The sequence below is a fragment of the Zemynaea arenosa genome (assembly GCF_004614185.1).
Taxonomy (GTDB): domain Bacteria; phylum Pseudomonadota; class Gammaproteobacteria; order Burkholderiales; family Burkholderiaceae_D; genus Telluria; species Telluria arenosa.
The window spans coordinates 1-24,122 of sequence record NZ_SPVF01000104.1 but is presented as its reverse complement, the minus strand read 5'-3'; the positions used below and the strand labels follow the sequence as shown (position 1 = coordinate 24,122).

Below are 24,122 nucleotides of genomic sequence, written 5' to 3'. Positions count from 1 at the left end.
GGCCGCGCGCGCCGCCGTGCAGGCGGCCAGGCACAGGCCCGGTGCGGCATCCGCCGCAGCCACCTCGCCGCCCGCGGCAGCCAGCAGTGCCGCGGCCATGACCTGTTTAAGTTGCCGTACCATGTTCGTGCCTTCCGATGTCAGAAGGCGCCGATGATGACGGCCCGCGCGCCTGCCCGCGCTCCACTTCTTGCCCGCGAATCGGCGCCCAGGAACCGCTTGACCCTGACGCGGCGTGAGCCCTGATCATGCATCTCAAGGAGACCCGATGACCCGCCAGTACACAGTAAAAGAGATGGCCCGCAGCGCTGGTGTGAGCGTCCGCACCCTGCACCACTACGACCAGATTGGCCTGCTCCATCCGGTCCGCGTCGGCGCCAACGGCTACCGCTACTACGGTGAACGCGAGCTGGAACGGCTGCGGGCGATCGTCGCCTACCGCGAGCTCGGGATGCCGCTGGCCAGCATCGGCGCGCTGCTCGAACGGGACGGCACCAGCCGCATCGCGCAGCTGGAGGCCGAACGCCGACGGCTGCTGGCCAATGCCGCCCGCGCCCGGCAGCAGGCCGCGGACATCGAGCGCTCCATCGTTGAACTGTCAGGAGACCAGACCATGAAACACGCAGATCTTTACCGCGCCCCGACGGCGCGCGCGCTGGCCCGCTACCGCCAGCAGGCCGCCGCCCGCTTCGGCGAGGAGACCGTCGCCCGGTCGGAAGCACAGTGGCAGGGCGCGAGCGCACCGGAACGGGAAGAACGCCTGGCGGAACTGGGCCGCATCGAAGCTGGACTCGCGGCCTGCTGCCGCGATGGCGTGCCACTGGACGACGCCGGGCTGTCCGCCCTACTGGAGCGCCACCGCGCCTGGGTCGCGCTGATGTGGGGACGTCCGTGTTCGCTTGAGGCCTACGCCGGCCTGGCCCAGGTCTACCGCGACACCCCCGCCTTCCGCGACCGCTACGACACTCTCGCCGCCGGCATGGCCGACTATCTGCCGAAGGCGATGGAGACGCACGCTCGCGACGGCGAGGGATAAGGTCACACCCGGGACACGGCGCCAGGTCCTCACGCCACGCTGGCGCCTCCCGTGCGCACCTGGTTGCGGCCCTCGGATTTGGCGGTATAGAGCGCGCGGTCGGCCACTTCGATCACGCGCTGGATCGGCTCGCCGTGCACGTGCCGGGCCACGCCAATCGACAGCGTCACCGCTGGGCGGCCCGGGCCGGGCGCCCGCGAGTTCATGACCGCCACGCGCACCCGCTCGGCGAGTTCGGTTGCCCCAGGCAGATCCGTATTTCCAAGCACCAGCAGGAACTCTTCGCCACCGTAGCGGCCGAAGCAGTCGGTCGTCCGTGCCAGCGCCTGGACCGTGTCCGCCACATGCCGCAGGACCTCGTCTCCGACCGCGTGGCCGAACGTGTCGTTGACGCGCTTGAAGCTGTCGATATCCAGGACACACACGCTGAGCGGCAATTGGTAACGCTCCGCCCGTTCGCGCTCCGCCTCCAGCACGCGCAACAGCTCGCGCCGGTTGCACAGCCCGGTCAAGTCGTCCAGCGTGGCCATGCGCTGGATCGTTGCCATCGCTTCGCTGAGCCGGGCCAGGGCGAGGTCGTTGTTGCGTTCGTATCGCACCAGGAACAGGGCGACCAGCAGGATGAAGCACGTATTCCCAACGAGATACAACAGCGGCAGATCGCGGACCAGCACCGCGGGCAGGCCGATCCAGCGCTCGTACAGATACACCGCCAGCATCGCAAGCACGGACGCGGCCACCCAGCGCAGTCCGCGGTCGCGGCTGCCTCCGGCGGCCGCCACCATAGGGCACACGCTCAACCAGGCAACGCTGGGCGAGGCGATGCCACCGACCAGCCAGACCAAAGAGAGGAGGAGAAGAAATACGCTGGCAGCCAGCGTGTTCCGGGCGTGCGGTATCCGGTCTGGTTGGCGCGCCAGGAATGCGCTGGCCGCGACACCTGTGAGAGCCAGCAGGCAGACGGTCGCGGCCCGCGGGTCGCCCAGCCAGGCATACACGCCCGCAAACAGCGGCATGCCACAGACCGCAAGTACGATGGACAGGCGGACGTTGTTCGCACGGGCGTCGAGGTCAGGACGGGCCGCTGGAGGCGCGGGGGCGGACAAGAGAGAGGCGGCAGACGTGCCAGACAGTTGATGTTTCGCAACTTTAGCTGTTCAGGAACAAATCCACAATTGCCAACTGCCCAAGTCGGCAAATGCGCCACAGTCCGGCGCCGGCGATGTCAGCGCCCCGCCAGCGCAGGTGGCGCCCCATTCGAGAAGAATAGCTCCTTGTAGTGCTTGCGGGCCGCCGACACGCGCAGCAGGTAGTCGCGGGTTTCAGCGTACGGCAGGTTCACGCGCAAGTGGTCGAACAATTCGTCCGGCCGCATGCCGTTGGCCTTGTCGCGCGCTTCGCCCAGGCGGCTGGTGGTGCCGGTGAAGGCCTTGGCCAGGTTGCCCGGCCCGGTGTTATACGCCGACACCGCGCAGTACTCGCGCGAGGACATGTTGGACACGCCCTTCATCCAGTGATCGAACAGCAGCATGCTCACATAGGTTGCACCGAGCTCGATGTTCGACTCCGGATCCAGCAAATACTCCTTGGTCGGCATCGTGTTCTCGCCCTTCGCCTTGCGGAAGGCTTCGATGCCGCCGCTCTTGGGCACCAGCTGCATCATGCCGTAGGCCTGCGCGGACGACACGGCCAGCGGGTTGAAACGGCTCTCCTGGTAGATGATCGCCATCACCAGCGCCGGGTCCACGTTGGCCTTGGCCGCGTACTTGGTCACCATGTCCAGGTAGCGCGGGGCAATGCGGTCGGCGGTCTTGTAGTTGTTCGGGTCCGAGCGGTCGTTGGCGGCCAGGTCCGGCGTCAGGTCGACTTCCACCGGTGCCGACTTGCGGCCCTTGGAGGACTTGGGCGCGGAGCGCGGCTTCGGGGCCGAGCGCGCGGCCAGCATGGCCCGCACTTCGTCCGCGCCGATCATGTCGAACTCGATGAACTTCACTTCGGTGGCCTTGCCGCCCACGTTGATCCAGCGGGTCTGGATGCTGGTCTCGGCCAGGTAGTCGGCGAACTTCTCGATGTCCGCCCGGTTGCGCAAGGGCTGCTTGTTCTGGTCCAGCACCAGCGACTCCAGGAACGGGCGGCCGCGGCCACCCACCTGCACCTCGGCATCCGTAAACACGTCGGACGAACGCGGGTCATCGGGCGTCAGCAGCGCCACCACCACCGCGTCATGCAGCTTGCGGATCACGCCCTGTTCGCCGATATGCTCGATGCGGATGGTCGACTTCTCATAGTCGACGATGAAGCGGTTGCGGTAGTCCTCGGTGTACTTCACATAGCGCTTGGCGCTCGCCACCTCGGCCGCATTGCCCCACTGGCGCGTGCTCTCCTGCTTCACGTTGCCGAACATGCGGTCGAACTCCGCCTGCATGTTGTTCCAGTCGGCGATCAGCTGGGCGGGATTGCGCGCGTAGGTGTTGGCCTTCTGCTGCGCCAGCGAGTTGAAGGCGGTCTTGACGTTCCCGCCGCGGATGGCCGATTCGGCCACGTTGGCCAGTTCGTTCTGCGAGCAGGCGTCCAGCAGCAGCGGTGCGGCGACCGCCAGCACGAGGCCACGGCGGCGCAGCAGATTCTTTGCGGTCAGCGTTTTTGCGGTTTTTTGAAGGAAGGAGCGCATGGGAGGAGATCCGGTACCAATCAGGCAAGCGATATTCTAGCCTTGCCTTGCCGCATTGCAACAACATCCGCCTCCACATCCCCCCAGCAGGGGGCCGGGGCGGCATTCCGGCGCCTCGTTTATAATGAGCGGCATTGCGCGCGGCCCTCAGAGCCGCCGGTTTACCACTCAGGATTCGATCGCTATGTCTTCCATCTCCATCAAAACCCAGGCCGATATCGAAGGCATGCGCGTCGCCGGCCGCCTCGCCAGCGAGGTGCTCGACTACATCACGCCGTTCGTGAAAGTGGGCGTGACGACGGGCGAACTGGATCGCCTGTGCCACGAGTACATGGTCAACGTGCAGGGCACGATTCCGGCGCCGCTCAACTACTGCCCGCCGGGCTACACGCCCTACCCCAAGGCGATCTGCACCTCGGTCAACGACGTGATTTGCCACGGCATCCCGGGCGACAAGGTGCTCAAGAGCGGCGATGCTGTCAACCTGGACATCACCGTCATCAAGGACGGCTACCACGGCGACACCTCGCGCATGTTCCTGGTCGGGCAACCGACGCTGCTGGCCAAGCGCCTGGCGGAAGTGACCTATGAGTGCATGTGGCTCGGCATCTCGAAAGTGAAGCCGGGCGCGCGCCTGGGCGACATCGGCCACGTGATCCAGCAGCACGCGGAGAAGCACGGCTACAGCGTGGTGCGCGAATTCTGCGGCCACGGCATCGGCACCGTGTTCCATGAGGAGCCGCAGGTGCTGCACTACGGCCGCCCGGGCACCGGCGAGGTGCTGGCCGCCGGCATGATCTTCACCATCGAGCCGATGATCAACGCCGGCCGCCGCGAGATCAAGGAAATGAACGACGGCTGGACCATCAAGACGCGCGACCGCAGTATGTCCGCGCAGTGGGAACACACCGTGCTCGTGACCGAGACCGGTTACGAGATCCTGACCAAATCCGAAGGAACGCCGCCGCCGCCGGCCTTCATCACCGACCAGGCGGTGGCGGCGTAAGCATCAGCCTATGCCTCCGCTCGCGCTTCGCGACGACCCGCGCAGCCAGCTGCGCCAGCAGCTCAAGGCCGAGCGGGCCGCGCACATCGCTGCATTTCGTGACGACGGCAAGCCGGAAAAACTGCTGCGCGGCCTGCGCCAGGCGGTCGACGGCGTCCTCGCCGAAGCCTTTCGCGCCGCCGAACTGCCCCCCAACACCGCCCTGGTGGGCGTGGGCGGCTACGGGCGCGGCGAGCTGTTTCCCTTTTCCGATGTCGACATCCTGATCCTGCTCGGCCAGCGGCCGGACGCGATCACCCAGCACAAGCTGGAAGAACTGGTCCAGCTGCTGTGGGACCTGGGCCTGGAGATCGGCCATTCGATCCGCACCATCGACGAATGCATGGCGGAGGCCAAGGCCGACATCACCGTGCAAACCTCGCTGCTGGAAGCGCGCCTGGTCGATGGCGACGTGGCCTTGTTCGACGCCCTGCAGCAGCGCTTCGACGCGGCCATGGACGCGCAAGCCTTCTTCCACGCGAAGACGGCCGAGATGCGCCTGCGCCACGCCAAGTACGAGGACACCGCCTTTTCGCTGGAGCCCAACTGCAAGGAGAGCCCCGGCGGCCTGCGCGACCTGCAGGTGATCCTGTGGGTGGCCAAGGCCGCACATCTCGGGAATTCCTGGACCCAGCTCGCCACGCGCGGCCTGATCACGCAGGAGGAAGCGCGCCAGCTGATGGAGAAGGAGCGTGCCTTCAAGGACATCCGCATCCGCCTGCACCTGCATACCAACCGCCGCGAGGACCGCCTCGTGTTCGACGTGCAGACGCCGATCGCCGAGACCTTCGGCCTGCATGCCACCGGCAGCGGCCCGCACATGCGGCGCGCCAGCGAATACCTGATGCAGCGCTACTACTGGGCGGCCAAGGCGGTCACGCAGCTCAACACCATCCTGCTGCAGAACATCGAGGCCCAGCTGTTCCCGCAGCCGATCATCGCCACGCCGATCAACAAGCGCTTCACGGAGATTAACGGCTTCATCGACATCGCGGATGAGGACACATTCCAGAAGACGCCATCGTCGGTGCTGGAGATCTTCGTGCTGATGACGGAGCGGCCGGACATCAAGGGCATGACGGCACGGACCATGCGCGCCTTGTGGCACGCGCGCTTCGTGATCGACGTGGACTTCCGCGAAGACCCGGTCAACCGCGCGCTGTTCCTGCGCATCCTGCAGGCGCCGGTGGGCCTCGTGCACGCGCTGCGGCGCATGAACGACATGGGCATCCTGGGCCGCTACCTGCCCAACTTCCGCCGCATCACGGGGCAAATGCAGCATGACCTGTTCCATGTCTACACGGTGGACCAGCACATCATGATGGTAGTGCGGAACATGCGCCGCTTCACCATGACCGAGCATGCGCACGAGTACCCGTTCTGCTCCCAGCTGATCGCCAACTTCCCGAACCGCTGGCTGCTGTACGTGGCCGCGCTATTCCATGACATCGGCAAGGGCCGCGGCGGCGACCATTCGACGCTGGGTGCGGCGGACGCCGAGGAGTTCTGCCGCGACCATCACCTGTCGGCCGAGGACACCGAACTGGTGTCCTTCCTCGTCACGCACCACCTGTCGATGTCCACGGTGGCGCAGAAGCAGGACCTGTCGGACCCGGACGTGATCGACGCCTTTGCGAAACTGGTCAAGGACGAGCGCCACCTCACCGCGCTGTACCTGCTGACGGTGGCGGACATCCGCGGCACCAGCCCCAAGGTGTGGAACGCCTGGAAGGCCAAGCTGCTGGAAGACCTCTACAAAATCACCCTGCGCGTGCTGGGCGGCGCTCCGCATTCGGCCGACCATGAGCTCAAGAACCGGCAGGAAGAAGCGCTGGCCGACATGCGCCTGCACGGCCTCGATCACCACGCGCACCTGAAGCTGTGGAACCAGCTGGACGTCGCCTACTTCCTGCGCCACGAGGCCAACGACATCGCCTGGCAGACGCGCGCCCTGCATGACAAGGTCGATAGCGCCAAGCCGGTGGTGAAGGCGCGCCTCTCGCCCATCGGCGCAGGCCTGCAGGTGACCGTATACGTGAAGGACCAGCCGGATCTGTTCGCGCGCATCTGCTCCTACTTCGACCGCAAAAACTTCAGCATCCTGGACGCGAAGATCCACACCACGCGCCACGGCTATGCGCTGGATACCTTCATGGTCACGGAACAGAACTTCGCCCGCAACTACCGGGACATCATCAACCTGATCGAGCATGAGCTGTGCGAGGTGCTGACCTCCCAGGGCCCGCTGCCGCCGCCCGTCAAGGGCCGGCTGTCGCGCCTCTCGCGCACCTTCCCGATCACGCCGACCGTGGACCTGCGGCCGGACGAGCGCGGGCAGCACTACATCCTCTCGATCGCCGCCAACGACCGTCCCGGCCTGCTCTACTCCGTCGCCAACGTGCTCACGCGCTACCGCGTCAACCTGCACACCGCCAAGGTGATGACCCTCGGCGAGCGGGTGGAGGACGTGTTCCTCGTCGATGGCGCGGTCCTCAACAACCAGCGCAACCAGATCCAGTTCGAGACCGACCTGCTGGAAGCCCTCAAGATTTGAATTCAAGAAGATTGCCGCAGCATGAATGAACCTGTACGCCTGTCCAAACGCATGTCCGAACTCGGGCTCTCTTCGCGCCGCGAGGCGGACGAATGGATCGCCAAGGGGTGGGTGCGTGTGGATGGACAGGTGGTGTCCGAGCTCGGGTCCAAGGTGCTGCCGCACCAGAAGATCACCGTCGACAAGCAGGCCTCCGCGCAGCAGGCCAGGCGCGTCACGGTCCTGATCAACAAGCCGGTGGGCTATGTGAGCGGGCAGGCGGAGGATGGCTACAAGCCCGCCGTGGTACTGGTCACACCCGACAATCACTGGGCCGACGACCCATCGCCCGAGAAGTTCGACCGTGCGCAGCTGCGCAGCCTGGTGCCTGCGGGGCGCCTGGACATCGACTCGGTCGGGCTGCTGGTGCTCACGCAGGATGGCCGCATCGCCAAGCAGCTGATCGGCGAGGACACGTCGGTCGAAAAGGAATACCTGGTGCGGGTGCAGTACACCAAGCCTGGACGTTTGCCGGATGCGGACCTGCAGAAGCTCAACCACGGCCTCTGGATGGACGGGAAGCCGCTGCTGCCCGCCAAGGTGCGCTGGCAGAACGATGACCAGCTCTCGTTCACCTTGAAGGAAGGCCGCAAGCGCCAGATCCGGCGCATGTGCGACATGGTGGGCTTGAAAGTCATCGGCCTGAAACGCGTGCGGATCGGGCGCGTGAAACTGGGCGAACTGCCGCAGGGGCAATGGCGCTATCTCGGGGCGGACGAAAGATTCTGATGCGCGGATTGCTGTCATTGCGGCTACCATTGCGATCACGCTGGCACTTGCGCGCGCGCGGCATGGCCGCACTGGGCACCTTCCTCTGCGCCGCCACGCTGAGCGGCGTGGCCTCTGCGACGGACCGCGGCGCGGCCGCGAAGCAGGCCCCGCCCCCGGCTCCCGCGGAGGCCTGCCCGCCCGAGGTGCGCGTCAGTTTCCCCAACTTTGAAGTGCTGCCCTTCCTGGTCGGCAGTGACACCATCGAGGCGAAGCCCGGACTGCTGATCGAGTGGGTCCGCAAGGCGCTCGCCCGCACCGGCTGTCCGTCGACGGGGGTGGTCATGCAGCGTCGCCCGCCGAACCGCCAAATCGCCGAAATGCGCATGGGGCGCATAGACATCCTCCCCGGCTTCGTCTACGGCCAGGACCTGGCCAGGGACATGGCCTACCCGCCCCGCCATCTCGCGATGATGGTCGATACGATGTCGCTCTATGCGCGTGCGGACGACCAGGGCATCAAGTGGGATGGCCAACAACTGGTCGCGCCGGGCCTGCGCGTAGGCACCTCCACGGGCGGCGCGCAGACCGGCGAATTCGGACAGCGCTACCACTGGAATATGGAGCTCGCCGCCACACCGCTGGTGAACCTGCGCAAGCTGATCGCCCGGCGCGTGGACGTGATCCTGGAGCCGGACGTGGTGATGGCGCCGTACATGGCGACGTCCGAGGGCAAGCAAGTGAGGCGCCTCGCGCCGCCGGTGCACTCGTCGCCGCGCTACGCGCCGGTGCGTAACGAGTTTGCGCAGCGCTACCCAGAGTTCACGCGCAAATTCTGGCTGGAGACGTGCCGGGAGTCGCGCAGCTACTTCACCACGATGCCGGCCTGCCGATAATCGTTCTCAAAACAGCTTGACCTTCAGCTGTACGGAGATGCCGCCGTACAGGCGGTCCTTGTAGGTCGGGATCACGGCCACGTTCACGCCCACCCGCTGGTATTCGTAGCTGAGGGCCGGGATCAGGGCCGGGAACCAGCCGCCGTCACGCATCTTGGGGTAGCCATCGAAGCCGCCGATCACGGCGCCCACGCGGACCGGGCCAAGGGCCCATGGCTGGTAGTAGACGCCGGCGTAGTTGGACCACATGCGGTCACTGTTGTAGAAGCGTCCCGCGGTCACCGAAGCGACCGTGGAGAAGCGGTACTCGCCGCCCAGTCCCTTGTTATTCCCGTTCAGGTCCTTGTCGCTCTGGAAGTGCCAGGTGGCGAAGCCGGGATTCACCCACAGTTCGCTCAGGGGCTGGGATTCGATCAGCTGGGCGTGCGCTGCGGAGGTGGCGAGCAGGGAGAGGGACAGGGCGAGGCGAAGCTTCATGTACTGGCTTTCATGGCAATGCGGACAAGCCGCATGATACAGGCTTCGTCGCCCGAATCGCGGCATTCGTCGGAAGCCTTCGCCGGCGCGGCGAAAGCGGATGCATACTCCGGTCCATGAAAACGAACCTCTTCGCCTCCCTGATCTTCGGCCTTGGCGCGGCCGCCTCCACCGGCGCCTGCGCTGCCACCTCGCCCGCCGCCGATTGCGCAGCGCTGATCGACAGCCAGGCGGCGAGCGGACCGCACACGCTATCGCTTCCGAACCTTGAGTACATGGGAGTCGAGCACACGACCGACCCCGCGCATCCGCAGCTGGCGGAGATGGAGCGCCGCTGGAATGCCTTCAAGCCCACAGTCGCCTACTTCGAAGGCCCCAAGCGCCCCTTGCCCGGGACGCGGGACGAGGTGGTGCGGCTGACGGGAGAATCGGGGTTCGTGCGCTACCTGGCGGCGCGCGATAATGTGCCGGTGGTCTCGCTGGAGCCCTCACCTGCCGACGAACTGGCCTATGTGAGCCAGCGCTTCCCCGCCGAGCAGGTGGCCTTGTTCTACACCTTGCGCGAAGCGGCGCGCCTGCGGCAACGCCAGAAGCAGACGCCCGAACAGATCGCAGCGAAGATCGACGAGATGCTGGCCAAGATCGCCGCAATGCCCGGCTTCACCAGCCCATTCCATACCTCGGCGGACGTGGCCAAGGCCTACTCCAGGTACTGGACTTCCCCCGCCAACTGGTGGGACGCCCCGCAAGCCTGGTTCGATCCCTTGCAGCCATCGTCCGCGACGGGCGGCATCTTCACCAACGACATCAACGCCGCCTCCAGCCACTTCCGCAACGTCCACATGGTCGCCAAGCTCACCGCCGCCGCCAAACAGGGCAAAACCTTCGCCGCCGTCGGCCGCAACCACGTGATGGCGCAGGGCGCAGCGCTGCGCTGCGCGCTCGCCCATTAGGAGGTTGCTGCCGCGGCGTCGGGGACGGTATCGTGAAAGAGGTCGAAGTTGATGATGCGGACGTCGCCTTCGCGCTCGGACAGGATGTCGGCGAAGCGGCGGCCGTACAGGACTTCGTCCGCGGCATAGCTGTGGCGATCGTGGACGAAGTCGTTCAGCGTGTCGTCCATACCCGTCATGGTCACGATCAACGATTCGCTGTCGTCCAGGATCGCCTCGGGTGCACGCCCATACAGGGGGCTGCGCTCGTCGATCACGTGCATCACCGTCCAGCTCAGGGCAAACACGCTGGTGGTATCGCGCTCCAGCGGCAAATCATAGAAACGCGTGAACTCCTGTCCTTCCAAGGTCCGCTCGCGGCGCACAATCGAGGCCTTGACCGTCGCCTCGATGATCAGGTTATTGCGCTCGTTCCCGACCCGGACCATCAGGGCCGGCATGCCGTTGAACCGGGCCACCACGGCCACTTTCGAGAACAGGAAGCGCGCCGTTGGCCGGGAAAAGCGCGCAAACAGGAGGCCCGTCATGAACGCCACCTCCGCCATCCCGGTCAGGATCTCGGCCGATGCCACCAGGTGCCCATACAAGGTCGCGGGATGCATGGCGCCATAGCCCACGGTGGCCAGCGTCTCGATGGAGAAGAAGATCGCATCGAGCAGGTTCTGCGAACGCGCACCGTCGATGGAATTGGGCTCCAGCACGAAGAGTGCCGCGAACAGGAAATTCGTGGCGAGGTACAGCGTGCCGGAAATGAAGAAGAAGCGCGGCCACGACATGGCGAGCATGGCGTGGTACGTATCCGTCCAGTACCAGCGCCGCCCGCCCCTGCGCTTGATTTGTGCGGAGCCGAAGCGGAAAACTCCGCCCCGGCGCCGGTCCCCGTAGGGTGCGTGACTCATATGGGACGATCGATCAGGCCCCGATTTTGCGCGCCGAGTTGGCGGACCAGCGGTACAGCCCACCCACCAGCGCAATGCCGACGACCAAGGCGATGATCATGCCGGTCGATTCGGGGATCGCGTCGGTGACCTTGAGCGGTTCGCCGTTGGACGTCGCCACGATCAGCGCAGCCAGCGCCACGTTGAACAGGGACTCGCCGACGATGAAGCCGGACATCACCAGCACGCCAATGCGCGAGGCCGATTCGCCGTATGGCTTGTTCTTCATCGACTTGTCGAAGTAGTAGCCGGCCACCGCCCCCACCACCACCGGCAGCGTCACCGCCGACGGCAGGTAGATCGCCAGGCCCACGCCCAGCGCCGGCAGGCTGTATTTGCCATTGCTGGACGACTTGAGCATGAAGTCCACGCCCACCAGCGCGACGCCCAGCGCCGCGCCCCAGCCGATCAGGTCCCACGCCAGGTTCCCTCCGATCACACCCTTGGCGAGCGTGGAAATCAGCAGCGCCTGCGGTGCCGCCAGCGGCGTGGCACTGATGGCCTGCGCGTTCGGCGCACCGGCAAAGCCGTAGGCGTGGTTCAGCATCTCCAGCACGTACGGCACCACCGCCGAACCGGCAAACACGCCGATGATCAGGCCAACCTGCTGCTTCCACGGCGTTGCGTCGACCAGCTGGCCGGTCTTCAGGTCCTGCAGGTTGTCGTTACCGATCACCGCGACCGCCAGCACCACGGTGGTGACGAACAGCGCAAAGGCGATCAGCGCCTGCGCCGTATCAGGCCCCATCAGGTGGCGCGCCACCATGCCGACCGAGGTCGCCGCGCCGAGGATGGTGAGGATGGCGATGCCGGACACCGGCGAGTTGGAGGAACCGATCAGGCCTGCCATGTAGCCGCACACCGCCGCCGCCAGCATGCCGGCGATGAGGATGTAGCCGACGCCAATGGCCACCAGCGGGGTCGAGATGCTTTCCAGCGGGCCGCCCTGCAGGAAGCTGGCCAGCAGCCAGCCCGCCGGCACCATCGACAGCAGCGTCACCAGGCCCACCACGAAGATCGGCAGGTCCTGTTCCTGGCGCTCGATCGAGCCCTTGCCCGCCTTCGCGCGGCGCGACGCTTCCAGCGCCGACTTGAGGCCACCGATCACTGGCTTGGCCAGGGTCGCCAGCGTGATGATGGCCGCGGAACCGATCACGCCCGCACCGATCAGGCGCACCTTCTGGCTCCACACGCTCAGCGCAAAATCAGCCGCTGACATGGCCGCATCTGGCGGACCACCCGCGGTGAGCAACGGCACCAGCACGCCCCACGCGATGATCAGGCCCACGAGGAAAGAGATACCGACGGTGACGCCCATCAGGTGCCCCGCGCCGAGCAGGGCCAGCGAGCTCGAAGCGCCGATACCCGTGGCACCAGCCCCGGTGCGGAAGTAGATCGAGACTTCCGCCGCCATCAGCTTCATCGCAGCGAAGGCGGCGAAAGCGGCCGACGCCAGCGAGCCCCAGATCACGGCCATCAGGCCCGCCTTGCCTTCCTGTGCGCCGGAACGCGACTGCGTGCCGACCTTCAGCACTTCAGCCGCCGCCACGCCTTCCGGATACGGCAGGTCGGACTGCGACACCAGCGCGCGGCGCAGGGGCATCGTGTACATCACACCCAGGATGCCGCCGATGGCGCAGCAGCCAAAGGTCGGCCAGAACGGCACCTTGGCCCACCAGCCGATCATCAGGAGACCGGGCAGCACGAAGATCACCGACGCGAGCGTGCCGGCCGCCGACGCGATGGTCTGCACGATATTGTTTTCCTGGATGGTCGCGTCCTTGAAGGCGGACAGGATCGCCATCGAGATCACCGCGGCGGGGATCGAGGTGGCAAAGGTCAGGCCGACCTTGAGGCCCAGATAGACCTGCGCCGCCGTGAAGATCAAGGTAATCAGCACGCCGAGGATGATTCCTCGTGCCGTGATTTCCTTTGGATTGTCCATTACCGGCGCGGATACTGGCCGTGTTGCTGTCTGTGTCATCCCGTTGCTCCCTTGGCTCTATGTGATGCTGTTTTAATGATGTTTTAGTCGTCGTGGTTTGGATCGAGGTCGGGGAACATGACCTCCGTGAATCCGAATTTGCTGAAGTCCGTGATCCGCATGGGGTACAGGATGCCGAGCAGATGGTCCACCTCATGCTGCACCACGCGCGCGTGGAAGTCTTCGGAATCGCGCGCGATGCGTTTGCCGAACTGGTCGAAGCCCTCGTAGCGCAGGCGCTTGAAGCGCGGGACGCTGCCGCGCAGCCCCGGCACCGAGAGGCAGCCTTCGAAGCCCTCTTCCTTCTCGTCCGACAACGGGGTGAGCACGGGGTTGATCAGCACCGTCTCCGGCACCTCCGGCGCGTCCGGATAACGAACGTTCTTCGCAAAGCCGTAGATCACCAGCTGCAGGTCGACGCCGATCTGCGGCGCGGCCAGGCCGGCACCGTTCGCGGCGTGCATGGTGTCGAACATGTCCGCGATGAGGGTATGCAGTTCCGGCGTATCGAACTCCGTGACCGGCTTGGCGACGCGCAGCAGGCGCGGGTCGCCCATCTTCAGGATCTCACGCACGGCCATCGGGAATCTCCAGCGTGCGCAGGAAGTCCGCGAACTCCTGCGCGGTTTCAGGATGCTTCAGGCCCATCGCCGTCATGGCCTTGAGGTAGCCCGCCTTGGAGCCGCAGTCATAGCGCGTGCCCGCGTAGCGGTAGGCCAGCACGCGCTCGTCCTTCATCAGCGCAGCGATGCCGTCGGTGAGCTGGATCTCGCCGCCGGTACCGGCACCGATGTTCTGCAGGTAGTCGAAGATCTTCCCGGTCAGGACATAGCGGCCCACCACGGCCAGCGTGGACGGCGCGTCTTCGGGCTTCGGCTTCTCGACGATGCCCTGCACCAGTTCCACGTTGGGCCGGTAGGGCGAGGCGCTGACGATGCCGTACTGGCGCGTGCAATGGCGCGGCACGTCCTGCACCGCGAGGATGCTGGCGTTCTCGTAGTCGAACAGCTCCGTCATCTGCTGCAGCACTGGCTTCTCGCCGGGCGCGGTGTCCATGAAGTCGTCCGCCAGCAGCACGGCGAAGGGTTCGTCGCCAACGATCGGCCGCGCGCACAGCACCGCGTGGCCAAGGCCCAGCGCGGCGGGCTGGCGGATGTAGATGCAGTTGACGTGCTTGGGGATCACGTTCTGCACCACCTCCAGCAGCTTGGTCTTATTGGCCGCTTCCAGCTCGGCTTCCAGCTCGTAGGCCTTGTCGAAATGGTCCTCGATGGCGCGCTTGTTGCGGCCCGTGATAAAGACCATCTCGGTGATGCCCGCAGCCACCGCCTCCTCCACCGCATACTGGATCAGCGGCTTGTCGACGATGGGCAGCATTTCCTTGGGCTGTGCCTTGGTGGCGGGCAGGAAGCGGCTGCCCAGGCCCGCCACCGGAAAGACCGCCTTGCGAATCGGTTTCATGATGCGTCGGTCCTTATTTAAATGAGTCGAGCAGCGCCAGCAGGCCGTCCTGATCGAGCACGGTCACGCCCAGCTCCTGCGCCTTGGCGAGCTTGCTGCCCGCCTCGGCACCGGCCACGACATACGATGTTTTTTTGGATACGGAGCCCGAGACTTTACCGCCAGCGGCCTCGATCAGCGCGCCCGCTTCGTCCCGGCTCATCGACGGCAGCGTGCCGGTGAGGACGAAGGTCTTGCCGGTGAGCGGGCCTTCGGCCACTTCCTCGTGTTCGGGCAGCTGGGCCAAGACCTCTTCGCGCAGCGCGTGCAGGGATTGCACGCGTGCGCGGTTGGATGGGTCGCGCATCCATTCTTCCAGCGACTCCACCGCGGCGGCCGGGAGGCCGAACACGTCGAACACCTGCAGGTGACCCAGTGCTTCGAGCGTCACGCCAGCGGTGACGAGCTGCCTGGCGCGCGCCTCGGTGACCTTGGGAATGGCCAGGCCGCCGATGAGCGTCGCGGGTTCCAGCTTCTCGCGCAGCTGGGCTTTCGGTGCGTGCTCGCCCTTGGGCTGCACGCCGTTGGCCAGCAGCGCATCGATGGCCTGCTGGTTCTTCTCTTCCGCGAAGAAGTCGTAGATGGCCTCCGCCACTGTCGTGCCAATGTCCGGCAGCACGTTGAACAGCGCGGCGGGGGCGCGCCGGATCAGCTGCAAGGAGCCCAGCCAGTCGGCCAGCACCTTGGCGGTCGATTCGCCCACGTGGCGGATGCCGAGGGCGAACAACAAGCGCTCCAGCGGCGGCGTCTTGCTGGCTTCAATCGCAGCGAGCAGATTCTCGGCCCACTTCGTGGCGACCTTGCCCTGCTTGACCGTGTCGGGCGTGGTGCCTTCGCGCTCGTCGGTCAGCTTCTTCATGCGCAGCAGGTCGTCGAGCGTGAGGGTGTACAGGTCCGCCACGCCGTGGATCAGCTGGCACTCGACCAGGCTGTCGATGTAGCTGTCGCCCAGACCTTCGATATCCATCATGCGGCGGCCCGCGAAGTGGCGGATCGCCTCCTTGCGCTGGGCGGAGCAGAACAGGCCACCGGAGCAGCGTGCGACAGCCTCGCCCTCTTCGCGCACGACGTGCGAGCCGCACACGGGGCAGGTCTTGGGCAGGTGGTAGACCGGCGGTTCCGGCGTTGGGCGGCGCTCCAGCACCACCGACAGCACTTCCGGGATCACATCGCCCGCGCGGCGCACGATGACGGTGTCGCCGACACGCACGTCCTTGCGGTGGACTTCATCCTCGTTGTGCAGGGTGGCATTGGTGACGGTGACGCCGCCGACAAAGATCGGCTCCAGTCGCGCCACCGGCGTGATGGCGCCCGTGCGGCCGACCTGCACCTCGATGCCCTGGACGGTGGTGAGTGCCTCCTCTGCCGGGAACTTGTGGGCGATAGCGAAGCGCGGCGCGCGCGAGACAAAGCCGAGTTCCGCCTGCTGTTCGACCGCGTTGACCTTGTAGACCACGCCGTCGATGTCATACGGGAGCGCGGCACGCTTGGCGCCGATCTCCGCGTAGTACTTGAGCAGCCCGTCCGCGCCCTGCACGACGCGGCGCTCGTCCGACACCGGCAGTCCCAGTTGCTTGTACCAGTCCAGCAGCGCGGAATGGGTCTCGGGCAGTTCGCGCCCTTCCAGCACGCCGATCCCGTAGGCGAAGAAACGCAGCTTGCGCTCCGCCGTGATGCGCGAATCGAGCTGGCGCAGGCTGCCCGCGGCCGCGTTACGCGGATTGACCGCTTCGCGCTGGCCGGCCGCGCGCTGTCGTTCCTTGAGCTTTTCGAAGTCCGCCTTGAACATCAGGACTTCGCCGCGCACTTCCAGCACATCCGGCAGGTCGTCGCCATGCAGGCGCAGCGGGATCGTGCGGATGGTGCGGATATTGGTCGACACATCCTCGCCGGTGTAACCATCGCCACGGGTGGCCGCCTGCACGAACACGCCGTTTTCGTAGCGCAGGCTGATGGCCAGGCCATCGAATTTGAGTTCCGCCGCGTATTCCACGACCGCCTCGTCGTCCAGCCCCTCGCGCACACGGCGGTCGAAGTTCTCGATGTCGGCATCCTCGAAGCCGTTGTTCAGCGAGAGCATCGGCACCGCATGGGTGACCTGCTTGAACTCGGGGATGGGCGCAGCGCCCACGCGGAAGGTCGGCGAATCCTGCGACACCGCCTCCGGGTGCGCAGACTCCAGGTCCTGCAGCTCGCGGAACATCTTGTCGTACTCGGCGTCCGGAATGGTCGGCGCATCGAGCACGTGGTAGTTGTAGATGTGGCGATTGAGCTCCGCGACGAGCCACGCCATCCGCTCGAGGTGTGGCGCGGACATCAGCTGAACAGACGCAGCGCGCGGGTGGAACCGGCCGGGATATCGGCCTGCGCCATCTCATCGTAGAAGGCCTGTACCTGGCCATTGATCTCGGCCAGCGCCTCGTCGACGAGCGGCTGGCCGCTGTCGTCCACGATGGTCGCGTCCAGGCGCTGCACCAGCGCCTTGGCACACGCCACCATGGCATTGAAGCCATCGCGCATCGGCGCCACGCAGGGCACGTCCAGCAGCAGCGTGAGGCGGGAGGTGGTCTCCTCGGCCAGCGTGACGTTGGTGGACAGCGAGAACAGGAAGCCGCCCTCCCCGTCCGGCATCACGAAGCGGCCATCCGGACGCACGTCGAAGCCCTGCTTTTCCAGGGCGCCGATCAGCGTGCTGATGGCCCACGGCGCACCGTTGGACATCAGGTTGATGCCCAACTGCGCATCGTGGCCCGCGACGAAGCGATGCAGGTTGCGGGCCTCGCCCATCACCTCGATCATGTCCGGGATTTCGGGCTCGGCGCCGATATCGTCGGACAGAGTGCGCAGGCGCGTCACCAGTTCGGAGTATTCGAGTTCGTTAAGGGCGGTGGTGCGGCTGGCCATCTGCACGCCGGCCTGCAGCTTGGTGTACACGCCGCCGTGCTTGACCGGCTCCCAGTCGCCGGAGACCGCGAGACCGATGTAGTGAATCGGCTTGTTGCCCACGTGGCGCAGGGTTTGCAGCACCGGCAGGATCTTGTCGCCGCGGACCGCCACTTCCAGCTGCAGCGGAATGAGCACGTCGATCAGCGGGTCCACCAGGCTGGTGGCCAGTTCGTCCGGCGTGGCTTCCGGGTCGGTGCCCTTCACCACCGGCTCTTCGTCCAGCACCGGCTCGGCGCGGCCCGCGGGAACGGCGGAAGGGTCGAGCACCGGCTCCTGGCGCGGCTCGCCGGGCCCTTTCATCAGCACGTCGTCGTGATTGGCCGCGAAGGCGCGCTCCACGCTCTTCTTGGCCTTGTACTCCTGCCATTTGTTATACGAGAAAACGCCGACGATAAAAACACCGCCGGCGGCGAGCAAACTCATTTGAAGTTCTGTCATGCTGCTTGTGCCTCTGCTTTCGGATCGGTCGCGAAGCTGGCGGCGGCTTCCATGTCCACCGCCACGATGCGGGACACGCCCTGCTCCTGCATCGTCACGCCGATCAGTTGATTGGCCATCTCCATCGCGATCTTGTTGTGGGAGATGAAGAGGAATTGCGTGTGGTCGGACATGCGCTTGACCATGCGGCAGAACCGCTCGGTGTTGGCATCGTCCAGGGGCGCGTCCACCTCGTCCAGGAGGCAGAACGGCGCGGGGTTCAGGCGGAACATCGAGAACACCAATGCGGTCGCGGTCAGCGCTTTCTCGCCGCCGGACAGCAGGTGGATGGTCGCGTTCTTCTTGCCCGGCGGCTGGGCCATGACCTGCACGCCGGAGTCGAGGATCTCGTCGCCGGTCATCACCAGCTTGGCCTGGCCGCCGCCGAACAGGATCGGGAACAGCTCCCCGAAGTGGGCGTTGACCTTGTCGAAGGTGTCCTGCAGGAGTTCGCGCGTTTCGCGGTCGATGCGGGTGATCGCGTCTTCCAGCGTGGCGATGGCCTGCTGCAGGTCGCGGTTTTGCGCGTCGAGGAATTCCTTGCGCTCCTTGGCGGTCGCCAGTTCGTCCAGCGCGGCCAGGTTGACGGCGCCGAGCAGCGAGATGGCATTGGTCAGGCGGGTGACCTCGCCCTGCAGGTACTGCGCCTTCATGTCCGGATTGAGCTTGGCGGCCAGTTCGATCAGACCCGCTTCGTCCACGCCGGTGGCGGCCAGCGCCTCGGTGAACTGCTCCTGGTTCAGGCGCGCAGCCTGCTCCTTGAGCTGCATCTCGGTGATGCGGTCGCGTTGCGGTTGCAGGCTGCGCTCCGCGGACATGCGGCCCTCCTCGGCGTGGCGCAGGTGCTGCGCGACCTGGTCCAGCTCATGGCGGGCGTCGGCCAGAGCGCGCTCCTGCGAGGAGCGGCGGTCCAGCAGCTCCTGCAGGCCTTCGTTGGCGGTGCCGGAGTCCAGCTGTTCCAGCTCCTGCTGCGCGACCTCGATGGTCTCGGCGACCTGGGACGCTTGCTGGGTCGCGGTAGCGATATTGCGGCGCAGTTCATCGATCTTGGCACGCTGCGACTTCTCGGCGAATTGTGCTTCCTGCGCGGCCCGTTCGAGCTCGCGCAGCTTCTGGCGCGCGTCGGCCAGCTTCTGTTCCTTGTCGAGGAAGGCCGTCTGGCCGTCTTCATGTGCGCCTTGCAGGTCAGCGAGCTCCATGTCCAGCTCTTCGAACTTTTGCTCGGACTCGGCGCGGATCATCTGCTGCTCCGCTTCCTGCGCCGCGATTTCGGCCAGGTCGGTCTCGATCTGGGTGCTGCGCTGGTTGAAGCGGGATTCGATCTCGGACTGCTTGACCACGTCGATCTGCAGCGCGTGCACGGACTGGGTCAGCGCGGTAATGCGCTGGCGGACATCCTGCAGTTTGCGGGCGACTTCGCTGACCGCGGCCTCCGCGCGCACCGCGCGGGCGCGGGCTTCGTCGGCCAGCAGCTGCTGCGCGCGCAGCTGTTTGGTGATGTTCTCGATTTCCTGCATGCGCGCGAGGACGCCGTCCTGCTCCGCGTCCGCCGCGTAGAAGCGCACCGACGATTGGGTGATGACGTGGCCCTGGGGCGTGACGAAGCACGCGCCGGGCGGCAGCTTGGCGCGGTCGGCCAGGGCGGCGTGGGCGTCTCCGGCGGCGAAGACGTTGTGCAGCCAGTCGTTCAGCAGGCCGCGCAGGCCAGGCTCGTTCAGCTTGAGGAGATCGACGAAAGGCTTGAGGCCCGGCGCGGTGGTGGGCGCGGTGGCGCTGGTGGCCGCCGGCGAGTACAGCGCCAGCTTGGCCGGCGGCGCATCGCTGAAAAAGGCCTTGGCCCACTCGATGTTGGACATTTCGAGGGCGCCGGTACGTTCGCGCAGCACGGACTCCATCGCGGTTTCCCAACCGGGTTCGATGTGCAGCTTTTGCCAGAGGCGCGGAAGCTTGGCCAGTTCGTGCTTGTCGAGCCAGGGCTGGACCTTGCCCTGTGTTTGCACGCGGTCCTGCAGCTGGCGCAGGGCCGAGAGGCGGGCTTCCAGCTGCGCGTTGGCGGCGGTCTCCTTCTGCACCTGGGCTGCGGCGTCGGAGCGCTCTGCGTCCAGGTGCGCCTGCTGCGCCTGGGCTTCCTCCAGCAGCATGGTCTGCTCTTCGAGCGCCTGCTGCTTTTCCTCGAGCTGCATGCGCAGGTTCTCGAGGTGGGTGCTGTCCGGTAGGTGTAGGCCGCTCTTCTCCTGCTGCAGGCGCTCGCGCCGCGTGGCCAGGCCATTCAGGATATTGGACGCGTTGCGCTGGTGCGCGGATTCGAGCTCGATCTGCTGCTGCACCTGCATGATGCGGGCGCGCGATTCGGCCGAGCGATTCTGCGCCTCGCGCCATTCGGCTTCCAGCGCAGGCAGCGCTTCGTTCTGCTGTTCGGCGGCGATCTGGGACTGCTCGACGCGCGCGCTCAGTTCCTCCGCGAGGTACTCGCCCTCTTCGATCTGCTGCTCGTATTGCTCGCGCTGCGAGAGCCAGTGCTGGCGCTGCGCCTGCAGGGTGCCGATCTGGTTCTGAAGACGGGTGCGCGATTCGACCACGAACTTGATCTGCGCTTCAAGCGAGCCGATTTCGGAGTTGGTCTGGTACAGGGCGCCCTGCGCGGTGTGCAGGCGGTCGCCGGCCGCGAAGTGGGCCTGGCGCATGTTCTCCAGGTCCAGCTCCACATTGCGCAGCTTGGCCGTCTGCGCTTCAAGCTCGGTCTGGGCCTGCTCCATCTCGCGGAAGTAGCGCGCCTGCTCGGCCTGGGCTTCGTTCTTCCGCAGGAGCCAGAGGAGCTTCTGCTTTTCTTCCTGGTCGGCTTGCAGCTGGTGGTACTTGGTCGCGACCACGGCCTGCGCTTCCAGCTTGTCCAGGTTGGCGTTCAATTCACGCAGGATGTCCTCGACGCGCAGCAGGTTCTCGCGGGTGTCCTGCAGGCGGTTCTCGGTCTCGCGGCGGCGCTCCTTGTACTTGGAGACGCCCGCGGCTTCTTCGAGGAACACGCGCAGCTCTTCGGGGCGGGACTCGATGATCCGCGAGATCATGCCCTGGCCGATGATGGCGTAGGCGCGCGGACCGAGGCCGGTGCCGAGGAAGATGTCCTGGATGTCACGGCGGCGGACCGGCTGGCTGTTGATGAAGTAGGACGAGGTGCCGTCGCGCGTGAGGGTGCGCTTGACGGCGATTTCGGCATACTGGCCCCACTGGCCGGCGGCCTTGCCCAAGCTATTGTCGAACACGAGTTCGACGGAGGCGCGGCCGGCGGGCTTGCGCAGGGTGGAGCCGTTGAAGATCACGTCCTGCATCGACTCGCCGCGCAGCTCGGAGGCCTTGGACTCGCCGAGCACCCAGCGGACCGCGTCGATGATGTTGGACTTGCCGCACCCGTTCGGCCCGACCACGCCCACGAGCTGGCCCGGGACCTGGAAATTGGTGGGATCTACGAACGACTTAAATCCCGACAACTTGATGCAAGATAGACGCACGTTCTCGACTGTTCTCCGCCTGGGGGCGCTTGGGTTACATGGGGTGCTGAAAAACGGCTCATCATACCATCTCCCCTTGCTGGAAGGCCAAGAAATCGGCCTGCAAACGGGCTAGGCGCAGCGGTAGCCGTGGGCGATTTCTCCGGGGCGGCAGCGCACCTGGAACGGACGGCGCGCGGGCTTCCAGCTCCAGCGCTGGTAGACCCGGTCGTGGCCGGACAGTTTCATGGCGGCGACCGCGATCCACTTTTCGGAATCGACCGGTTCCTGGGCGGGGCGGACCATCAGGATCAGGAGGCAGATGCCGATCAGGACCGGGCGCAGCCGGACCGGGGGTTGTTGCGCGGCACGGGCGATGAAAGCGGTGGCGGCGGCGAGGCCGGCCGAGAAGCCGGTCCAGGCCTCCGACGGCGGATGGGCATGGACCTGGATGCGCGAATAGGCGACCACGGCGGCGGCCAGGACGCCGAGCATGACGCCAAAGTTGAGCGCCCGCGCGCGCTCGTTCTGGAAGAGCAGAAAGAACGCCACCGGAAACGTTGCTGCGGCGCGTGCCGCATGCCCGCTCATCCCCGCAAATCCAGCCTCCCGAAATCCCAGCCCCCAGCCCATGAAGGCGATCTTGGTCACAACAACCGCCAGCATCGCCGCCCCAAACAGCAAGCCCCATTCGATTGCAAGCCGCGCCCGCCCACCTGTCGCCATCACCACAAAGATAACGACCGCAATGGTGCCGGTGAAGGACAGTCCGCCGAGAGAAGTGATCTGCTGCCAATAAAGCATGCGTTCGCGCGCGCAATGCGCGAAGGAAAAAACCGCATTCTACCGAACCGCCCTCCCCGTTGACTTCCCAAAACCGGGTCAGGCCCCGGTCCCTACGGCTGGGGTCAGGCCCACAGTTTATTTGCGACAACTCCTGCCTATGAAAATCTTGTGGATAATCTGTGGATAAACTGCCGGGGTCAGGCCCTAAGGGGGAAGGCAGGCCTGACCCCGGTGTTGAGGTGGATCAGGCTTTGGGGGAATGGGGGGAACTGGATATGCAACCGATTGGTTGCATATTTTCAGGCGGCGGCGGTGTGCTCGGGGTCGTTGGCGGGGGCGCCGATGGCCTCGCTCAGGGCGCGGCCGACCACGCCCTCCAGGCCGATCAAGGTGGCCTTGCCGTCGCGCAGGGCGTCCACCAGCTGGCCGGCGGGCATGGAGAAGGCTTCCTGGCGGGCGCCCGTCGAGAAGATGAACAGGGTGCGGCGCGGGCTCACCCACGCGAGCTTGACCTTGCGCTGGGTGCCGTCCTCCTGCTGGAACTCGACCCACATGCCGCGCTCCAGGGAGTCGACGGTCAGTTCGACGTCGTCCAGCTCGGCCTCGGCCCGGGCAACGGCTTCTTCGGCCGCCTTTTCTTGCTCGATGCGGCGCAGCGCGTCTTTTTGGGCGGCTTCGACAGCCAGCTCCAGCTGGCGGTCGGGGGACAGCTCGATCGGGGCGCGCACGATGGAGGCGTGGCACTCGGCCAGCTCGGCAAAGAATTGCAGGCGCTCGGCGTCCTGCCACTTGATGACGTCCAGCCACTTGTTGAGGCGCTGGATCAGGCCGGGCAGCTTGGAAATCAGCTCCTTGCGCTGCTCGTGCGTGGCCTTGGGCTTCACTGACCAGATGAGGTCGTCCATGGTCCGGGTGGCGTTGTTCACGGCGCCGGGCTTGTCGTCCTCGATCGTGTAAGCCAGGGTCATCACCGAAGTCCATCTGTTCTGCAGGAAGGTCTCGACCACGGCCACCACTTCGCCGGTGCCGACCCGCACGCGCACGGCGTCCTGCGCGGATTTGACGGCAATTGCGCGCTTTTCCTGGCGCATTGCGAGCGCGATCGGCTCGGCGAGGGCCTGTTCGGCCGCCTGCTCGTGGGACTGGATTGCGGCTTCCAGCTCGGCGACGGCGTCGTTGAAGACCTCCATCTCGGCGTCGAAGTCGCGGCCGACCCGGTCCACGCTGCGGCGCATCGCCTGGAACACCGGATCATCGGGAGCCTTGCGCTGTTCCCAGCCCAGGCGCGACAGCAGCTCGATCAGGCGGCGGGCGGGGTGGGCGTCCTGGAAGAAGAAGTTCTTGTCCAGCAGCGCGGCTTTCAGCACCGGAATCTGCAGGAAGTTGATCAGGTCGCGGATTTCGCCGGGGATGCTGGGGTCGCGGTAGACCGTCTCGAAGATCTTGCCGAGCAGGTCGATCGTGTGTTCGTCGCCGCGGGTCAGGGCGCCTTGCGGCATCGTCGCTTTGAGCTGCGGGAGGTAGACGACGTTGTGCGGGATGGCGCTGGTGGCGAAGCCGGAAGCGGGTGCGGCTGCGGCGCCGTCAACGGAGGCCGCGCCGGCGTGCGCCGCGCCCTCAGGGACGG

The 24,122-nt window shown here is 66.1% G+C and carries 17 protein-coding genes and 1 pseudogene; 6 read left to right on the top strand and 12 right to left on the bottom strand.

The window, feature by feature from the left end; all coding sequences use genetic code 11:
* The first annotated feature begins 268 nt into the window (after window positions 1-268).
* A complete protein-coding gene (locus E4L96_RS07525; RefSeq protein WP_135206596.1) occupies window positions 269-1,036 on the top strand; it encodes a MerR family transcriptional regulator in 768 nt (255 codons plus the stop codon).
* A gap of 29 nt (window positions 1,037-1,065) precedes the next feature.
* Here E4L96_RS07525 and E4L96_RS07520 read toward each other — a convergent pair whose 3' ends face one another.
* Entirely contained in the window at window positions 1,066-2,052 is a 987-nt protein-coding gene (locus tag E4L96_RS07520) for a GGDEF domain-containing protein (protein WP_135206595.1), read from the bottom strand.
* Window positions 2,053-2,261: 209 nt separating this feature from the next.
* Window positions 2,262-3,707: a murein transglycosylase domain-containing protein gene (locus E4L96_RS07515; RefSeq protein ID WP_135206594.1), complete on the bottom strand. Its 1,446-nt coding sequence runs from the start codon at window positions 3,705-3,707 to the stop codon at window positions 2,262-2,264.
* A 184-nt stretch (window positions 3,708-3,891) separates the two neighbouring features.
* On the opposite strand from E4L96_RS07515, the gene map reads away from it, so the two are divergent.
* Genes map through E4L96_RS07495 form a run of 4 tightly spaced genes read left to right on the top strand, consistent with a single transcriptional unit; the run spans window position 3,892 to window position 8,949 of the window.
* Window positions 3,892-4,713 (top strand): type I methionyl aminopeptidase, encoded by an 822-nt coding sequence (map, locus tag E4L96_RS07510; RefSeq protein WP_135206593.1) that lies wholly within the window; start codon window positions 3,892-3,894, stop codon window positions 4,711-4,713.
* 10 nt (window positions 4,714-4,723) lie between these two features.
* Window positions 4,724-7,306 carry a [protein-PII] uridylyltransferase gene (locus tag E4L96_RS07505; RefSeq protein WP_135206592.1) on the top strand — a complete coding sequence of 861 codons (2,583 nt, stop codon included), beginning with the start codon at window positions 4,724-4,726 and terminating at the stop codon, window positions 7,304-7,306.
* Between the two features lie 21 nt (window positions 7,307-7,327).
* On the top strand, window positions 7,328-8,074 hold the full coding sequence (locus tag E4L96_RS07500; RefSeq protein ID WP_135206591.1) for a pseudouridine synthase: 747 nt from the start codon (window positions 7,328-7,330) through the stop codon (window positions 8,072-8,074).
* Window positions 8,074-8,949, top strand: coding sequence for a substrate-binding periplasmic protein (locus tag E4L96_RS07495; protein WP_135206590.1), 876 nt, complete (start codon window positions 8,074-8,076; stop codon window positions 8,947-8,949). Before E4L96_RS07500 ends, E4L96_RS07495 begins: the two co-directional genes overlap by 1 nt.
* A gap of 6 nt (window positions 8,950-8,955) precedes the next feature.
* Here E4L96_RS07495 and E4L96_RS07490 read toward each other — a convergent pair whose 3' ends face one another.
* Entirely contained in the window at window positions 8,956-9,426 is a 471-nt protein-coding gene (locus E4L96_RS07490; RefSeq protein ID WP_229414289.1) for a hypothetical protein, read from the bottom strand.
* Window positions 9,427-9,542: 116 nt separating this feature from the next.
* Between E4L96_RS07490 and E4L96_RS07485 the strand changes: the two genes are divergently transcribed.
* Complete coding sequence (locus E4L96_RS07485) at window positions 9,543-10,379, top strand: hypothetical protein (RefSeq protein WP_135206589.1); 837 nt, start codon at window positions 9,543-9,545, stop codon at window positions 10,377-10,379.
* On the opposite strand, the gene E4L96_RS07480 is transcribed toward E4L96_RS07485, so the two are convergent.
* The 9 genes and pseudogenes from E4L96_RS07480 to E4L96_RS07440 all read right to left on the bottom strand — a co-directional run.
* Complete coding sequence (locus E4L96_RS07480; protein WP_229414287.1) at window positions 10,376-11,164, bottom strand: ion channel; 789 nt, start codon at window positions 11,162-11,164, stop codon at window positions 10,376-10,378. The two genes, E4L96_RS07485 and E4L96_RS07480, sit on opposite strands and share 4 nt — an antisense overlap.
* Window positions 11,165-11,291: 127 nt before the next feature.
* On the bottom strand, window positions 11,292-13,262 hold the full coding sequence (locus E4L96_RS07475) for an OPT family oligopeptide transporter (RefSeq protein ID WP_135206587.1): 1,971 nt from the start codon (window positions 13,260-13,262) through the stop codon (window positions 11,292-11,294).
* 83 nt (window positions 13,263-13,345) lie between these two features.
* Entirely contained in the window at window positions 13,346-13,882 is a 537-nt protein-coding gene (gene def, locus E4L96_RS07470; protein WP_135206586.1) for a peptide deformylase, read from the bottom strand.
* On the bottom strand, window positions 13,869-14,762 hold the full coding sequence (galU, locus tag E4L96_RS07465; RefSeq protein WP_135206585.1) for a UTP--glucose-1-phosphate uridylyltransferase GalU: 894 nt from the start codon (window positions 14,760-14,762) through the stop codon (window positions 13,869-13,871). Before galU ends, def begins: the two co-directional genes overlap by 14 nt.
* 13 nt (window positions 14,763-14,775) lie before the next feature.
* On the bottom strand, window positions 14,776-17,118 hold the full coding sequence (gene ligA, locus E4L96_RS07460) for an NAD-dependent DNA ligase LigA (RefSeq protein ID WP_229414285.1): 2,343 nt from the start codon (window positions 17,116-17,118) through the stop codon (window positions 14,776-14,778).
* On the bottom strand, window positions 17,118-18,185 hold the full coding sequence (locus E4L96_RS07455; protein WP_135206584.1) for a cell division protein ZipA C-terminal FtsZ-binding domain-containing protein: 1,068 nt from the start codon (window positions 18,183-18,185) through the stop codon (window positions 17,118-17,120). Before E4L96_RS07455 ends, ligA begins: the two co-directional genes overlap by 1 nt.
* The gene (smc, locus tag E4L96_RS07450; protein ID WP_135206583.1) at window positions 18,182-21,730 is read right to left on the bottom strand and encodes a chromosome segregation protein SMC; all 3,549 of its coding nucleotides are present in this window, start codon (window positions 21,728-21,730) and stop codon (window positions 18,182-18,184) included. The genes E4L96_RS07455 and smc overlap by 4 nt, the downstream gene beginning before the upstream one ends.
* Before the next feature lie 111 nt (window positions 21,731-21,841).
* Window positions 21,842-22,513 (bottom strand): phosphatase PAP2 family protein, encoded by a 672-nt coding sequence (locus E4L96_RS07445; protein ID WP_135206582.1) that lies wholly within the window; start codon window positions 22,511-22,513, stop codon window positions 21,842-21,844.
* Between the two features lie 281 nt (window positions 22,514-22,794).
* A pseudogene (locus E4L96_RS07440) lies at window positions 22,795-24,122 on the bottom strand (DUF1631 family protein); the annotation flags it as partial.

Excerpts from the sequence above, each read along its gene's own strand:
- E4L96_RS07525 (WP_135206596.1), top strand. The coding sequence starts at position 269 with ATGACCCGCCAGTACACAGTAAAAGAGATGGCCCGCAGCGCTGGTGTG.
- E4L96_RS07520 (WP_135206595.1), bottom strand. The coding sequence starts at position 2,052 with ATGCCGCTGTTTGCGGGCGTGTATGCCTGGCTGGGCGACCCGCGGGCC.
- E4L96_RS07515 (WP_135206594.1), bottom strand. The coding sequence starts at position 3,707 with ATGCGCTCCTTCCTTCAAAAAACCGCAAAAACGCTGACCGCAAAGAAT.
- map (WP_135206593.1), top strand. The coding sequence starts at position 3,892 with ATGTCTTCCATCTCCATCAAAACCCAGGCCGATATCGAAGGCATGCGC.
- E4L96_RS07505 (WP_135206592.1), top strand. The coding sequence starts at position 4,724 with ATGCCTCCGCTCGCGCTTCGCGACGACCCGCGCAGCCAGCTGCGCCAG.
- E4L96_RS07500 (WP_135206591.1), top strand. The coding sequence starts at position 7,328 with ATGAATGAACCTGTACGCCTGTCCAAACGCATGTCCGAACTCGGGCTC.
- E4L96_RS07495 (WP_135206590.1), top strand. The coding sequence starts at position 8,074 with ATGCGCGGATTGCTGTCATTGCGGCTACCATTGCGATCACGCTGGCAC.
- E4L96_RS07490 (WP_229414289.1), bottom strand. The coding sequence starts at position 9,426 with ATGAAGCTTCGCCTCGCCCTGTCCCTCTCCCTGCTCGCCACCTCCGCA.
- E4L96_RS07485 (WP_135206589.1), top strand. The coding sequence starts at position 9,543 with ATGAAAACGAACCTCTTCGCCTCCCTGATCTTCGGCCTTGGCGCGGCC.
- E4L96_RS07480 (WP_229414287.1), bottom strand. The coding sequence starts at position 11,164 with ATGCTCGCCATGTCGTGGCCGCGCTTCTTCTTCATTTCCGGCACGCTG.
- E4L96_RS07475 (WP_135206587.1), bottom strand. The coding sequence starts at position 13,262 with ATGGACAATCCAAAGGAAATCACGGCACGAGGAATCATCCTCGGCGTG.
- def (WP_135206586.1), bottom strand. The coding sequence starts at position 13,882 with ATGGCCGTGCGTGAGATCCTGAAGATGGGCGACCCGCGCCTGCTGCGC.
- galU (WP_135206585.1), bottom strand. The coding sequence starts at position 14,762 with ATGAAACCGATTCGCAAGGCGGTCTTTCCGGTGGCGGGCCTGGGCAGC.
- ligA (WP_229414285.1), bottom strand. The coding sequence starts at position 17,118 with ATGTCCGCGCCACACCTCGAGCGGATGGCGTGGCTCGTCGCGGAGCTC.
- E4L96_RS07455 (WP_135206584.1), bottom strand. The coding sequence starts at position 18,185 with ATGACAGAACTTCAAATGAGTTTGCTCGCCGCCGGCGGTGTTTTTATC.
- E4L96_RS07445 (WP_135206582.1), bottom strand. The coding sequence starts at position 22,513 with ATGCTTTATTGGCAGCAGATCACTTCTCTCGGCGGACTGTCCTTCACC.